The following is an 813-nucleotide window of genomic DNA, read 5'->3' on the forward strand; positions in this document are numbered from 1 at the left end:
AATTTTCGCCGACAAGTTTCGCTAACAGCGTTTCAAAGCTGGGTAATTCTTTAGGAATATGCAATTTCATTGAATTTATTTCCAAACCTCTAGGACACTTAACTCAACGCGTTTAAACGTAAACGAAACACTTCCGTCTCCATTGAGAGGAGTGATCACAAGTAAGTGCTCATCAACCTGACTAAGCATACCCTCGGATTGTTTGCCATTCAGCAATGTGATGCGCACCCGTTCTTCTAACATCGCGTCAAGCTCTGTAAGCTCGACGTTCAAATATTGCGGCTCTATTTCCACTGGTTTACTTTCAACAACCGGCTCAGTTTTCGGTTCAGGAACATATTTCTGAAACCCAAGTTCAACGCCTTGATCCGTATTCACAGCAAGCTGCGTCCCACCGTATTCCAAGACAGGTAACCAACCATAAGCCTGTTCAATCGCCATGTCATGAGAAGACAAGCTGACATTCAACACTCCGCCTTTTGCGATATAAGCAGACAATGCCATCGCGGCTGCATCCGAGACACGAAACCCTTCTTGAAGTAACTGAGCTTTCCAACCTTCGATCACGGACATTGAGAATCCGGCTAGGTCTAAGTCCTCTTGGACCACAGATTCACAACTATTTAAGAGCCGCTTGAAATATCCATTTTCTATATATTCAAATGAAACCAAATCTAAGCCACGAGCTGTACTGAAGCGCATAGCTAAGGAACCTAAGTCATCAGTAACAAGTTCAAGCTCTATGTCATCTGAATGATTCTGAACAGAAGCATTGCCTGTAATAGCCGCGACAGAAATAACTTCAAACAACTG

The 813-nt window shown here is 43.4% G+C and carries 1 protein-coding gene; it reads right to left on the reverse strand.

Going from position 1 to position 813, the window contains the following annotated elements:
* Nucleotides 1–75 precede the first annotated feature (75 nt).
* A partial coding sequence (locus A3762_RS26760; protein WP_197468892.1) for a hypothetical protein occupies nt 76–813 on the reverse strand: 738 nt, incomplete at its 5' end.

This window comes from Oleiphilus sp. HI0125 (assembly GCF_001635355.1).